At 70.2% G+C, this 13,392-nt stretch carries 15 protein-coding genes; 6 read left to right on the top strand and 9 right to left on the bottom strand.

Features of this window, described 5'->3' with window-relative positions:
- Positions 1-109: 109 nt before the first annotated feature.
- Positions 110-772: a response regulator transcription factor gene (locus tag ACSMXV_RS07960; protein ID WP_181866745.1), complete on the bottom strand. Its 663-nt coding sequence runs from the start codon at positions 770-772 to the stop codon at positions 110-112.
- Positions 773-786: 14 nt separating this feature from the next.
- Entirely contained in the window at positions 787-2,007 is a 1,221-nt protein-coding gene (locus ACSMXV_RS07955) for a sensor histidine kinase (RefSeq protein ID WP_473178857.1), read from the bottom strand.
- A gap of 116 nt (positions 2,008-2,123) precedes the next feature.
- On the opposite strand from ACSMXV_RS07955, the gene ACSMXV_RS07950 reads away from it, so the two are divergent.
- The 4 genes from ACSMXV_RS07950 to ACSMXV_RS07935 all read left to right on the top strand — a co-directional run bounded on the left by ACSMXV_RS07950 (position 2,124) and on the right by ACSMXV_RS07935 (position 5,274).
- Entirely contained in the window at positions 2,124-3,056 is a 933-nt protein-coding gene (locus tag ACSMXV_RS07950; RefSeq protein WP_473176998.1) for an ABC transporter ATP-binding protein, read from the top strand.
- Positions 3,057-3,060: 4 nt separating this feature from the next.
- Positions 3,061-3,798 (top strand): ABC transporter permease, encoded by a 738-nt coding sequence (locus ACSMXV_RS07945; protein WP_473176997.1) that lies wholly within the window; start codon positions 3,061-3,063, stop codon positions 3,796-3,798.
- Between the two features lie 75 nt (positions 3,799-3,873).
- A complete protein-coding gene (locus ACSMXV_RS07940; protein WP_473176996.1) occupies positions 3,874-4,314 on the top strand; it encodes a hypothetical protein in 441 nt (146 codons plus the stop codon).
- Positions 4,315-4,464: 150 nt separating this feature from the next.
- The gene (locus ACSMXV_RS07935; protein ID WP_473176995.1) at positions 4,465-5,274 is read left to right on the top strand and encodes an SAM-dependent methyltransferase; all 810 of its coding nucleotides are present in this window, start codon (positions 4,465-4,467) and stop codon (positions 5,272-5,274) included.
- Positions 5,275-5,322: 48 nt separating this feature from the next.
- Here ACSMXV_RS07935 and mug read toward each other — a convergent pair whose 3' ends face one another.
- The 6 genes from mug to ACSMXV_RS07905 form a co-directional block, all read right to left on the bottom strand.
- Positions 5,323-5,841, bottom strand: a complete 519-nt coding sequence (gene mug, locus ACSMXV_RS07930; protein ID WP_473176994.1) for a G/U mismatch-specific DNA glycosylase — start codon at positions 5,839-5,841, stop codon at positions 5,323-5,325.
- A 65-nt stretch (positions 5,842-5,906) separates the two neighbouring features.
- Complete coding sequence (gene purB / locus ACSMXV_RS07925) at positions 5,907-7,346, bottom strand: adenylosuccinate lyase (protein WP_473176993.1); 1,440 nt, start codon at positions 7,344-7,346, stop codon at positions 5,907-5,909.
- A gap of 144 nt (positions 7,347-7,490) precedes the next feature.
- The gene (locus ACSMXV_RS07920) at positions 7,491-8,270 is read right to left on the bottom strand and encodes an SGNH/GDSL hydrolase family protein (protein WP_473176992.1); all 780 of its coding nucleotides are present in this window, start codon (positions 8,268-8,270) and stop codon (positions 7,491-7,493) included.
- Between the two features lie 145 nt (positions 8,271-8,415).
- The gene (locus tag ACSMXV_RS07915; RefSeq protein ID WP_473176991.1) at positions 8,416-9,447 is read right to left on the bottom strand and encodes a hemolysin family protein; all 1,032 of its coding nucleotides are present in this window, start codon (positions 9,445-9,447) and stop codon (positions 8,416-8,418) included.
- Positions 9,444-10,775: a hemolysin family protein gene (locus ACSMXV_RS07910; RefSeq protein ID WP_473176990.1), complete on the bottom strand. Its 1,332-nt coding sequence runs from the start codon at positions 10,773-10,775 to the stop codon at positions 9,444-9,446. The genes ACSMXV_RS07915 and ACSMXV_RS07910 overlap by 4 nt, the downstream gene beginning before the upstream one ends.
- A gap of 239 nt (positions 10,776-11,014) precedes the next feature.
- The gene (locus ACSMXV_RS07905) at positions 11,015-11,437 is read right to left on the bottom strand and encodes a GNAT family N-acetyltransferase (RefSeq protein WP_473176989.1); all 423 of its coding nucleotides are present in this window, start codon (positions 11,435-11,437) and stop codon (positions 11,015-11,017) included.
- Between the two features lie 443 nt (positions 11,438-11,880).
- On the opposite strand from ACSMXV_RS07905, the gene cynS reads away from it, so the two are divergent.
- Together cynS and ACSMXV_RS07895 are read left to right on the top strand one after the other, a co-directional pair.
- Complete coding sequence (cynS, locus tag ACSMXV_RS07900; protein WP_473176988.1) at positions 11,881-12,327, top strand: cyanase; 447 nt, start codon at positions 11,881-11,883, stop codon at positions 12,325-12,327.
- Positions 12,324-12,539 (top strand): hypothetical protein, encoded by a 216-nt coding sequence (locus ACSMXV_RS07895; protein WP_473176987.1) that lies wholly within the window; start codon positions 12,324-12,326, stop codon positions 12,537-12,539. The genes cynS and ACSMXV_RS07895 overlap by 4 nt, the downstream gene beginning before the upstream one ends.
- A gap of 26 nt (positions 12,540-12,565) precedes the next feature.
- On the opposite strand, the gene ACSMXV_RS07890 is transcribed toward ACSMXV_RS07895, so the two are convergent.
- The gene (locus tag ACSMXV_RS07890) at positions 12,566-13,381 is read right to left on the bottom strand and encodes an alpha/beta fold hydrolase (protein ID WP_473176986.1); all 816 of its coding nucleotides are present in this window, start codon (positions 13,379-13,381) and stop codon (positions 12,566-12,568) included.
- Between the last annotated feature and the right edge of the window lie 11 nt (positions 13,382-13,392).

Genomic DNA, 13,392 nt, shown 5'->3' with positions numbered 1-13,392 from the left:
GTGGGGATGACGGTAGGGCCGCGACCACAAGTGTGAAGAAGAAATGGAGAATTAGTGACTGACATGTGATCCGGTGGTCGGTGAGGGACGAGTGGCTCCGCCCGGTCGTTCACCCTGGTGAGACGAACCCCGACTCGTACGCCGCGATGACGGCCTGCGTGCGGTCCCGTGCCCCCAGCTTCGCCAGTACGGCACTGACGTGGGACTTGACCGTTTCCGTGCCGATCAGGAGGCGCTCGGCGATCTCCGCGTTGTTGAGGCCGCGGGCCATCAGGCGGAGTACGTCGGCCTCGCGGTCGGTCAGCGCGGCGCGCTCCATCGCCGCGCGGGCTGCCGCGTTGCCGTTGTCCTTGCCGTACTCGGCCGCCAACTGCCGTACCGCCGCCGGGAACAGCAGGGAGTCGCCCTCGGCGACCAGTCGCACGGCGTGCACGATCTCGGCGGGCCGCGCGCGCTTCAGCAGAAATCCGTCCGCGCCTGCGCGCAGCGCCCCGTACACGTACTCGTCGTTCTCGAACGTCGTGACCACAAGGATCTTCGGCGGCTCCGGAACGGAGCGCAGCACCGCGCGTGTGGCCTCGATCCCGTCCATCAGCGGCATCCGTACGTCCATGGCGACGACGTCCGGACGCAGCCGGCGCACCAGGGGGATCACGGCAGCCCCGTCAGCGGCCTCACCGACCACCTCGATGTCCGGCTGCGCCTCGAGAACGGCGCGCAGCCCCGCGCGTACGAGGGGTTCGTCGTCGACCAGCAGCACGGTGAGCGGCACGTGGTCAGCCTAGATCAGTACAGCGGCAGTTCGACGTGCACCTGCCACTCGCCGTCCGTCTGGCCCGCCCGTGTCTGTCCGCCGAGGAGTGCGGCGCGCTCGCGCATCCCGCGCAGACCGCTCCCGCTGCCACCGCCCGTGACAGGCCCGCACGTGGTGGGCAGGGGATTGCGTATGTCCATCCGCAGGCACGCGTGGTCCACGGTGATGCGGACGTGGACCGGCACCGGTCCCGCATGCCGCAGCACATTGGTGAGGCCCTCCTGAAGCATCCGGTACCCCTCCCGGGACACCGGCCCCGGCACCTGGTCCAGGGGGCCGGTCACCTCGGCGTCGACCTTCGCGCCGGAGGCGCGCGCCGAGTCGAACAGGCGGTCCGCCTCGCTGAGTCCGGGCCGGCTGCTCGCGGGCTGCTCCGCCTCACGCAGCACGAGCAGGACACGCTCCAGGTCCTCCAGGGCCGTCCGTCCCGTCTCCTCGATGGCGTCCAGCGCCCGGTCGGTGAACTCGGGGTCGGCTGCGGCGCGTGCGGCTCCCGCCTGGACGACGGCGACGGTCAGCGCATGCCCGATCGAGTCGTGCAACTCCCGGGCGATCCGGTTGCGTTCAAGGAGCTGCTCGGTGCGCTCCTCCAGCGCGGCCAGCCGCTCCTTCGGAGACGGCCCGAGCAGGCGGCGGGCTGCCGCGGTCACCACGGGCCCGACCGCCGCCACCACCAGCACCAGGACCAGAGGTGGAACGGGGACGAGCAGCGCGTACGCCCAGTGCTGCCCGGTGACCGGAATCAGGGTGTTCGCGTCGTCGCTGATGCCCGCGGCCGCGCCGACCAGTGAGAGGGACAGGGCCATGAACTGGCCTGACAGAAACGCGATGACACAGCCGACCTCCAGTCGCAGCACCATCCACACCGCGGTCCTGCCCCTGTCGCTCCACGAGGTGGACGGCGCCGCGGAGATACCGGGATCCCCGCTGCCGTCCTTCACGCGCGCGTGCGGCCCGGGAAACAGCATCAGCTGTGCCTGCAGCCCCTCGGCCCGCCGCATCGCGGGCACCATGGCCGCCGCCACGAGCAGGGGGACGGGAATGAGGGGAACCAGCGCCCACTCCGCCAACGACAGATCGACGAACCCCGGATAGACCAGGCCGCAGACGAACGCGATGAACGCGCCCACGAGCATGTGCAGCCAGCGGGTGTACGTGACGGCACGGGTCAGCGGTCGCAGAGGGCGGGGCAGCCGGGGCATGCCGTCATCGTGCCAGGGGGCGTCACGCGACGGCTCCCCCGTCAGGGGGAGACGGAAGCCACCCGCGGGGGAGGCCCGGCCCCCGCCCCGGCCGCGACGCTGATTCCATGACCAGCATCGACGTCAAAGACCTGACCAAGGAGTACGGAACCACCCGGGCCGTGGACCGGCTGACCTTCACCGTCGAACCGGGCCGGGTCACGGGATTCCTCGGCCCCAACGGCGCGGGCAAGTCCACAACGATGCGCCTCGTCCTCGGCCTCGACAGGCCCACATCCGGCACCGCCACCATCGGCGGACGGCCCTACGCCACGATCGACGAACCGCTGCGCCACGTCGGGGCACTCCTCGACGCCCAGGCAGCGCACGGCTCCCGCACCGCCCGGAACCATCTGCGCGCCCTCGCCGTCAGCAACCGCATCCCGGCACGTCGCGTCGACGAGGTGCTGGAAGAAGCCGGACTCGCCTCCGTGGCCGGCCGCCGCATCAAGACCTTCTCGCTCGGCATGCGCCAGCGCCTCGGCATCGCGGCCGCCCTCCTCGGCGATCCGCAGGTCGTCCTGCTGGACGAGCCGTCCAACGGCCTCGACCCCGAAGGCATCATCTGGATCCGCGAGCTGCTGCGCCGCCTCGCCCGCGAAGGCCGCACGGTGCTCGTCTCGAGCCATCTGATGAGCGAGACCGCGAGCTTCGCCGACCACCTCGTCGTCCTCGGCCGGGGCAGGCTGCTCGCGGACACCCCGATGCAGGACTTCCTCGACGCACACAGCCATGCGCGCGTGCGGGTGCGTACGACTGATCCGGCACGGCTGCGCGCCACCCTCGTACGCAAGGGGTACGAGGTCGCGCAGAGCGACGACGGCCGGTGGCTCGTCGACGGCGCCAAGGCCGAGGAGATCGGCGCGCTTGCCGCCGGCGAAGGCATCCCCATTCTGGAACTCACCGACGAACAGGCCTCCTTGGAGCAGGCCTACCTCGCCCTCACCGCTGACGACACGGAGTTCACAGCCGCGTCCCCGACGACCCCTCAGGAGGTCTGAAACCATGTCGACCACGGCCGTTCTCCACTCCGAATGGATCAAGATCAGGTCGGTGCGGGCCAGTTTCGGGTCGCTCATCGCGATCTTCGCGGTCACTCTCGCCATCACCTTGATGGTTTTCCCCACCGTGGGCCAGGCCGAGGCCGACAACCCGGGCGCCGAGCCGCTCTTCGACGCGTTCTACGCGCTGAACTTCGCCCAGATCGCGGCCATCAGCTTCGGAGCGACCGCCGTCTCGTCCGAGTACCTGAACGGCGCGCTGCGCATCTCCCTCGCCGCCGTGCCGCACCGAGGCCTGTTCTACGCCGCCAAGACGGCGATCGTGGGCGCGGCCGCGCTCATCGCCGGCCTCGTCACCAGCCATGCGACGTTCCTGGTGGGCCAGGCCTTCATGGGCGAGTACACCATCGGACTGAGCCATCCGGGGGCCCTGCGCGCCTGCATCGGGGGTGGGATCTATCTCGCCCTCATGGCACTCTTCGCCGCCGGGCTGACCGTCCTGCTGCGCAGCGCCGTCGCCGTACTGAGCATTCTCATCCCCTTCATCCTGATCGTCTCGTTCGTGGTCGGTGACGTGGCGGAGGGTGCCGCCGAGTATCTGCCGGACCGGGCCGGCCAACAGGTGCTCCACCAGGATCCGGTGGGCAGCCTCGGCCCCTGGAGCGGCCTCGCCGTCACGGCGGTCTGGGCGGGGGCTGCGGTGCTGGCGGGTTGGTGGGCCGTACGCCGGAGGGACGCCTGAAGTCAGCCCGGTTGGGGTGGAAGAGATCCACTGCCCCTCGACCAATTGTCGGTGCGTGCCGGTTTACTGGACACCATGAGCACCGCACAGCACCTGGACACCGTCCTCCTGCTGTGCTCCCGGGAGTTCCCGGCCGAGCACGGCAGGTGGCACGGTGGCTTCTGCGGTCCCGGGTATCACATAGCCGAATTAGTCGTTGTGGACGGATTCCGGGGCGGCGGCGGCTCTCAGCTGCTCGAGGCACGGGAGCAGTACGAGGCCGAGTGCGTCGCGCTGTCCGAGCGGTTGTCACATCGCTGGGGGCCGCCCGTTCCGGTCAGCCTCTACAGCGTGCTGCATCGCGCCATGGCCGACGGGGAGGACATACCGGAGCCGTGGCACATGCTCAGCACACGCGTGCAGGACGTGCAGGTGTGGCGGAGCGACGAGCGCTGGGTTGTGCTCGGTGGCTCCCCATGGGGTGAGGAGTCGCCCTTTCACCTTCTTGCCGCCGTGACCGAGGTCGACCCGCCATGACCTACGCGGCCCGGGGTGCAACTCCCGTGCCACCATTGGTCCTTGGAGCAGTCGAGCAGCCAGTACGGCGGCTGTCGGCAGGCCAGTAAGCAACGACCGTCAAGCCGGTACGGAAGCGGCCGTCAGGGCCCGTACGGAGGAGCAGCGAACGTGAGCGACAGCACCGGGCAGGCGCCGGAGGAGCGCATCGCCAGCCACATCGCGCACAACGCCCGTGTGTGGAACTACTGGCTGGGCGGCAAGGACCACTATCCGGTGGACGAGCAGGTCGGCGACCAGGTGACGTCGATGTACCCCAGCATCGGCGAGGTGGCGCGTGCCGACCGGGCCTTTCTGGGGAGGGTGGTGAGCCTCCTGGCAGGGGAGGCTGAGATCCGCCAGTTCCTCGACATCGGTACCGGACTGCCCACCGTGGAGAACACGCACGAGGTGGCCCAGCGCATCGCCCCCGACGCCCGCATCGTCTACGTCGACAACGACCCCATCGTGCTGACGCACGCCCGCGCGCTGCTCACCAGCTCGCCCGAGGGAGCCACCAGCTACGTCGACGCGGACGCCCACGAACCCGACGCGATCCTGCGGGCCGCGGCCGCGACCCTCGATTTCGACCGTCCCGTCGCGGTGATGATGCTGGGCATCCTGAACTTCATCCTGGACACCGACGAGGCCCGCGCCATCGTCCGGCGCCTCATGGACGCCGTGCCCTCCGGCAGCTATCTCGTGATCACCCACCCCACACTGGAGCTGGGCGGCGAAGGCAATGCCGAGGCGATGAAGTTCTGGAACGAGAACGCCACGCCGCCGATCACCGCCCGCAGCAAGGCCGAGGTCGAGAGCTTCCTCGAAGGCCTGGAGCTCCTGGAACCCGGCATCGTCTCGTGCGCCCGCTGGCGCCCGGACGCCGCGGCTGAGGAGGCGCCGGTGGTCGCTCAGTTCGGGGTGGTCGCGCGGAAGCCCTGAGTGTTGGCGGGAGCCTGGGTGTCTGCGGAAGCGCGGAAGCCCTGATCGTCAGCCGAGGCCCTGAGGGATGTCCGTCTGGGAGGCGGCGCGCAGGCGGCCGAACTCCTCCGCCATCGTCGCCGCCGTCCAGTGCGCGTTGAGCCCGCTCGGGTTGGGCAGCACCCATACCCGGCTGCCGCCGATCGTCCGTTCCTGCGGTCCGATCCCGGCCCGGCGCTCACCGAACGCCGCACGATAGGCGGTCACGCCCACCACGGCGAGCCACCGTGGCCGCAGCCGCTCCACCTTGCCGGCCAGGATGCGGCCGCCCTCGCGGTACTCCTCCGCGGTCAGCTCGTCGGCGCGGGCAGTGGCACGGGCCACCACGTTCGTGATGCCGAGGCCGTAGGTGAGGAGCTCCTCCTGCTCGGCCGGCTTCAGCAGCCGGGGCGTGAACCCCGACAGATGCAGCACGGGCCAGAAGCGGTTGCCAGGGCGGGCGAAGTGATGGCCGGTCGCGGCCGTCATCAGGCCGGGGTTGATGCCGCAGAAGAGCACGCGCAGGCCGCCCGTGACCACATCGGGCACGATGCGGTCACGGGCGGCCTCGAGATCCGCGGCAGTCAGCCGCGTCTGCCCATTACTCCTCCGCGTCAGAGGATCGCCCCCGGCGTGTAGCCGGCTGCCTCCGGGCGCGCCTTCACGATTTCCTCGATACGCGCGACCACCGCCGCCACCTGGTCGCCCGCGGCGCCGGTGAAGGACAGCTTGTCGGCCATCAGTGCGTCGAGCTGGGCCCGGTCCAGCGGGATGCGCGCGTCTGCGGCGAGCTTGTCCAGCAGTTCGTTGCGCTCGGCGCCCTGCTCGCGCATCGCGAGCGCCGAAGCCACCGCGTTCTCCTTGATCGCCTCGTGTGCGAGCTCCCGGCCGACGCCCGCCCGCACCGCGCCCATCAGCACCTTCGTCGTCGCGAGGAAGGGCAGGTAACGGTCCAGCTCACGCGCGACGACCGCGGGGAACGCACCGAACTCGTCGAGCACCGTCAGGAACGTCTCCAGCAGACCGTCGAGCGCGAAGAACGCGTCGGGCAGCGCGACCCGGCGTACCACCGAGCAGGAGACATCGCCCTCGTTCCACTGGTCGCCGGCGAGCTCGCCCGTCATCGAGGCGTAGCCGCGCAGGATGACCATGAGGCCGTTGACGCGCTCGCACGAGCGGGTGTTCATCTTGTGCGGCATCGCCGACGAGCCGACCTGGCCCGGCTTGAAGCCCTCGGTCACCAGCTCGTGCCCGGCCATCAGCCGGATCGTCTTGGCGAGCGACGACGGGCCCGCGGCCAGCTGGACCAGCGCCGTCACGACCTCGTAGTCGAGGGAGCGCGGGTAGACCTGGCCGACCGAGGTGAAGGCCTGCGAGAAGCCGAGGTGGTGCGCGATGCGCTGCTCCAGGTCGGCGAGCTTCCCGGCGTCGCCGCCCAGCAGGTCGAGCATGTCCTGTGCGGTGCCGACGGGGCCCTTGATACCGCGCAGCGGGTAGCGGGTCAGCAGCTCCTCGACCCGGCCGTACGCCACCAGCAGCTCGTCGGCGGCCGACGCGAAGCGCTTGCCGAGGGTGGTCGCCTGCGCGGCGACGTTGTGCGAGCGGCCCGCCATGACCAGCTCGCCGTACTCACCGGCGAGCTTGCCGAGACGCGCAAGCACGGCAACCGTACGGTCGCGCATGAGCTCCAGGGAGAGCCGGATCTGCAGCTGCTCGACGTTCTCCGTCAGATCGCGCGAGGTCATGCCCTTGTGCACGTGCTCGTGGCCGGCGAGGGCGTTGAACTCCTCGATCCGCGCCTTCACGTCATGCCGCGTGACCTTCTCGCGCTCCGCGATCGAGCCGAGGTCGACCTGGTCGAGCACCAGCTCGTAGTCGGCGATGATGCCGTCCGGCACCTCGATCCCGAGGTCCTTCTGGGCGCGCAGCACGGCGAGCCAGAGCTGGCGCTCCAGCTTCACCTTCTGCTCGGGGGACCACAGAGTGGCGAGCTCGGCCGAGGCATAGCGGCCGGCCAGGACGTTCGGGATGCGGGGCTTCGCAGACGCAGTCACGTGGAGGAATTCTACTGGCGATTCCTGCAGGCCAGTGCCGGGGCCCGATTCGTCGGAAGCTACGAGAGGGGTGCGGGGCGTCCGTTGCGCCGACTGAAGAGGCATCGCCTCCGGGGCGCCCGTCCGCACGAGCGCCCCTGGGGCCTACGCGATCGGGCCCTCGTACGGCAGCAGCTCCGGCCGCTTCGGGGGGCGTCCGTCGCCGGAGGAGCGGCCCGTGAGGCGGCGGCCGATCCACGGCAGGAGGTACTGACGGGCGAACCGCACGTCGGCGATCCGCTGCGTCGCCCAGTTCGGCGGCACGGGGGCCGGCAGCGGCGCCCGCCAGTCGTCATCGGGCTCGTACCCGAGCGCCTGCCAGACCGCCTCGGCCACCCTGCGGTGTCCTTCGGGCGTCAGATGCAGGCGGTCCACGTCCCACATCCGCTGATCGGAGAGGGCGGCCACGCCGAACAGATCGACCACGACCGCACCGTGTCGCGCCGCGAGCGTGTCGACGCAGTCGAACAGCTCTTCCATGCGGGGACGGAACCGCTCCAGCACCGGGCCGGTCCGGCCCGGGCTGCGCATCAGCACCAGCTGCTTGCAGTTCGGGGCGAGGCGCTCCACCGCCTCCTCCAGCAGCCCGCGCACCATGCCCATGTCGCACTTGGGGCGCAGCGTGTCGTTGAGCCCGCCCACCAGGGTGACGACGTCCGCCTGCATCGCGGCGGCCGCGTCCACCTGCTCGTCGACGATCTGGCCGATGAGCTTGCCGCGCACCGCGAGATTGGCGTACCGGAAGCCTGGCGTCCGCGCCGCCATCCTTCCCGCTAGGAGATCGGCCCAGCCGCGGTACGAGCCGTCGGGCAGGAGGTCCGACATGCCCTCGGTGAAGCTGTCGCCTATCGCGACGAGACTGGTGTAGTTTGCATTGATCTCCATGGCGGAGCGATGTTATCGCGCTGCGGGCGGGTGCCCGGCGCCTGGGTGCGCCCCTCCCGGACCTCTGCACAGGCTGTACGCGAGGCACCGTACGTCCTCCCACGCCACCGGGTGGCGAAGACACCCGGTGGCAGATGGAGCGCGGTCAGACCGGCTGGCCGAACAGTTCCCGCAGGACGTCCTCCATGGTCACCAGGCCCGCGAGGCGGCCGTCCGAGCCGATGACCGCCGCGAGGTGCGTGCGGCTGCCGCGCAAGGCGGTCAGTACGTCGTCCAGCGGCGTCGTCTCGCGCACCCGGGCGATGGAACGCATGTCGCTGATCTGGAAGGGCAGATCGCGCGGCGTCACATCGAGGGCGTCCTTGACGTGCAGATAGCCGACGATCCGGCGGCCGGCGTCGACCACGGGGAACCGGGAGAATCCCGACTCCGCCGCGAGCCGCTCCAGCTGCTCGGGGGTGACGCCCACGTGCACATAGACCAGCCGCTCGAGCGGCAGGACGACGTCGCGTACGGGACGTCGGCCCAGCTCCAGCGCGTCGTGCAGCCGCTCCCGGGCGCGCTCGTCGATCAGCCCCGCCTCACCGGAGTCCCGGACCAGGCGGGCGAGCTCGTCGTCCGAGAACGTCGCCGCCACCTCGTCCTTCGTCTCCACGCGGAGCAGCTTCAGCAGGGCGTTCGCGAAGGCGTTGATCGTGAAGATCACCGGGCGCAGCGCCCGCGCCAGCGTCACCAGCGGTGGGCCGAGCAGCAGCGCGGTGCGCACCGGCTCGGCCAGCGCGACGTTCTTCGGGATCATCTCGCCGAGCAGCATGTGCAGATACGTCGCGACGACAAGCGCGATCACGAACGAGATCGGGTGGACCAGGCCGTGCGGCACGCCGACCGCGTCGAACACCGGCTCCAGCAGATGCGCGATCGCGGGCTCCGCGACCACACCCAGCACCAGCGTGCACAGCGTGATGCCGAGCTGCGCGGCCGCCATCAGCGCCGACACATGCTCCAGTCCCCACAGCACGCTGCGCGCGCGCAGACTGTGCTGCTCGCGCCGCGCGCCCCGCTCCGCGTACTCCTCGATCTGGCTGCGGCGGACCGAGATCAGCGCGAACTCGGCGCCCACGAAGAAGGCGTTGACGACCAGTGTCGCCAGGGCGATCAGCAGCTGGACGGCGGTCATCGCCCCTCCTCCGTGTCATCGATGGTCGTCGGTGCGTGCAGCAGGACGCGGGCGGCCCGTCGGCCCGAGGCGTCGACCACGTCGAGGCGCCAGCCGTCGACGTCGACACGGTCCCCGACCTGCGGGATACGGCCGAGCTCGGTGGCGACCAGCCCGGCGAGCGTCTCGTACGGCCCCTCGGGCGCGTGCAGCCCGACGCGTACGAGCTGGTCGGTACGGGCGGCCCCGTCGGCCGAGTACAGCGGCCGGCCGTCTTCGTCCGTCCCAGCCGAGGCCAGGTCGGGCGTCTCGTGCGGGTCGTGCTCGTCGCGCACCTCGCCGACGACCTCCTCGACGATGTCCTCCAGGGTGGCGACGCCGGCCGTGCCGCCGTACTCGTCGATGACCACGGCCATCGTGCGCTTGCCGGACAACCGGTCCAGCAGCCGGTCCACGGTCAGCGACTCGGGGACGAACAGGGGCTCGCGCATCACTTCGGTGACGCGAGTACGTGCGCGGCGCTCGGCCGGCACGGACAGCACGTCCTTGATGTGGACGATCCCGATGACCGAGTCGAGGCTGCCGCGGTAGACCGGGAAGCGGGACAGGCCGGTCGCGCGGGTCGCATTGGCGACGTCCTCGCAGGTCGCCTGCGCCTCGAGCGCGATGACCTGCACACGCGGCGTCATCACGTTCTCCGCGGTCAGATCCGCGAGGTTGAGCGTGCGTACGAAGAGCTCCGCGGTGTCGGCCTCCAGCGCGCCCTCCTTGGCGGAGTGCCGGGCGAGGGCCACGAGCTCCTGAGGCCCGCGGGCGGAGGCGAGTTCCTCGGCGGGCTCCATGCCGAGGCGGCGCACCGCATGGTTCGCGGTGTTGTTCAGATGCGCGATGAACGGGCGGAACGCGGCGCTGAACCAGCGCTGCGGATTGGCCACGACCTTGGCGACCCCGAGCGGCTTGGAGATCGCCCAGTTCTTGGGCACCAGCTCGCCGACGACCATCAGGAAGACGGTCGACAGGGCAGTGCCGATGACCAGGGCCGTCGACGAGGCGACGCTTCGGGAGATGCCGAGGGACTGGAGCGGGCCGGCGATCAGCTTGGCGATGGACGGCTCGGCGAGCATGCCGACGACCAGGTTGGTGACGGTGATGCCGAGCTGTGCGCCGGACAGCTGGAAGGTGAGGTTCCGCGCGGCCTTCAGGGCACCGGCGGCGCCGCGCTCGCCTCGCTCCACGGCGCGCTCGAGTTCGCCGCGCTCCACGGTGGTGAGCGAGAACTCCGCTGCGACGAACGCACCGCAGGCCAGCGAGAGCAGGACGGCCACGGCGAGCAGGAGCAGTTCGGTCATCGGGTCACCTCCGTCCCATGGTCAGGCAGGGCCGGGGGCAGTGCACGATGTCTGGTACTGGGAGGCTCGCCCATGGGCGGACGCTCACACCTTTCCTGAGGTTCGAATGTTCCACCCATGGTAAAGGATCAGCAAAGTGATGCGCGTGTCCCCTTGGCGGGCTTACCTGGATGGTCCGGCCGGTGCTCGCGAGAGCAGGCCGGTGCGGCGGTCCGGAGTGCGGCCGGGGCCGGGCCGGCTCAGGCCAGCGGCTTGACCCAGCGCCGCCAGTGGTCCTCGCGGTGGTAGCCAGCCGCAGCCCACGTGTGGTGTGCCCGTTCGTTGGCTTCCAGGACCATGGCGTCGACCCGTCGACCGCCCAGGGCGATGAATCGTTGTTCTGCCGCTTCCAGCAGGGCGGTGGCGATGCCTTGCCGTCGGCAGTCCGGGCGTACGGCGAGTCGGTAGGCGGAGCATCGCCATCCGTCGAACCCGGCTATCACGGTCCCTGTGAGGACGCCGTCGCGCTCTGCGAGGAGCAGGGCTTCGGGGTCTCTTGTGATGAGTCGGGCCACTCCGTCGTAGTCGTCGCTGATGCTCGTTCCTTCCGCGGCTTCGCGCCAGAACTGCAACACGGTGTCGATGTCGGAGAGGGTGGCGCAGCGGATGTGAAGATCACTCATGGGTCGAGCCAAGCAGAGCGCCGGCCTGTCTGGCGAGCGGTTTCCGTGCCGAGGAACCGAGGCAGCAGATTTGCCGGTCGCCGTTGAAGTGGAGCTCGACCCAGCCGCAGGATGCCGTGCTCGAGGTGTGGATGCCCACGGCGTAGGTGTTCCAGGCGCCCGCCGAGATGCTGTGCGACCACAGCAGAGTCCAGCCGGCGGAGTCCGGCGGTGCGTTCCGGCGTTCCCGCTCCCTGCGCGGTCTGGACCATACGCTGGGCCGCACCAAGATCGTCACCTTCGGGGACCGGTTCGCCGTCGTCGGCACGACGTTCACTTGCGAAGTGGTAACGGGCGTGGCCCGGCCGTCGCGGGCATGGTTTTCCCGAGGGCTGGCGCGTCGTGGGCGCCATGTCACCCAGCGCCTCAGAGGCGCTCGGGATCACCGACACGAGGAGCAGCAAATGATCACTACCAAGCAGGAAGCCGCGGAGGCGGTCCGTGCGGCCAAGGTGCGGCTCGGGGTGACCTGGGCCCAGCTGGCCGAGGCGGTCGGCCGGCCCGTCGCGTGGACCACGGCCGCCCTCCTTGGCCAGCACCCGATGAGTCCGGCGGAGGCCGAGGCCGCGGCGTCACTCCTCGACCTCGGGAAGGACGCCGTCGACGCTTTCCAGCTCCAACCCACCCGTGGTGCGCTGGACGCCGCCGTCCCGGTGGATCCCACGATCTACCGGTTCTACGAGGTGCTGCAGGTCTATGGGCCGACCATCAAGGAGCTCATCCACGAGCAGTGCGGCGACGGCATCATGAGCGCCATCAACTTCCGTCTCGACGTACAGCGTGTCCCCGACCCCGCCGGAGACCGCGTCGTGGTGGTCCTCGACGGAAAGTTCCTCCCCTATCAGTGGTGACGCAGCCAGACCTCGCAGTTGCCGCGCTCCTTCTCACGGCCTGCCGGGCCTTGGGGGACATCGGTACTGCGGTGCACCGCAACCTCAGCGTGCTCGGCCGCTGCAGCATCACCGCGTCCGTCCCGCGCGAAGGACTGCGGCCCCTGCGCGGGACGGACGCGGTCGAGCTGGACGATGATGACAATGGACGCGACGGTGGCGAGGACGTGTAGGTGTCGTCAGTCCGCTGGTCGTGTCTTCAGCGCCTCCCGCGGTCGAGGGCATCGACCTCGTGTACGGCCTTGGCGATGGCCGGCGAGTCCTTCTTGAGGATCGCACCGTGGTTGCTGGCGACCTTCGCGCTGATCTGGATGTTCGGGTTGTGGGCGGTCACCGCATCGAGGCTGGTGCGTATCCGTTCCTGCTCATCACCGCGGCTTCCGAAGGACGTCCCCGAAGCGACCACATACCGCACCGGGACGGTGATGTTCTCCAGCACGGGGCCCAGCTCGCGCTCGCGGGAGAGCTTGCCGAGCTCGATGTTGCTGTTCGCCTGCTGTTCGGCGGTCATCCGCGGGGCCAGGCCCGTCGGGCGCAGCAGCGGCAGGAACCAGCCCAACCGCCGGAACAGCTTCCGGATCGGCTGTTCCATGGCCTCGTCGAGCCAGTCGTACGGGAACGCGCCGTCGACCAGGACCGCGCCCAAGGCACGGTCCGGATTCCGGCCGGCCCAGTGCGCCCCGACGAACGCCCCGTAGGACCAGCCCACCACCAGCGCCCGGTCCACACCCCTGGCCGCGAGAACGGCATCGACGTCCCGGACGGCTGCCTCGAAGGAATAGTCCGCCGAACGCTTCGATTTGCCGCGGGCCCGCTCGTCGTAGGTGATGTGCCGCCACCCCGTCCCCAGTTCGGCGATGACCCGCCGCCAGTACCCCTGGGTGGCGAACTGGCCGTTGAGGTAGACCACGGGGACACCGGGACCGCCGGTGTCGGTGACGGCCAGGGCCGTATCGTCAACCGGCACCATGCCGGTCCACTTCGAACTGGTCGAGGAAGTGCTGTTCTTCGCCATGTGTTCCCCCT

It is taken from the genome of Streptomyces sp. DSM 42067 (assembly GCF_055792885.1).
Note: the sequence above shows the minus strand (reverse complement) of the source record. Positions and strands in the feature narration are given on the sequence as shown.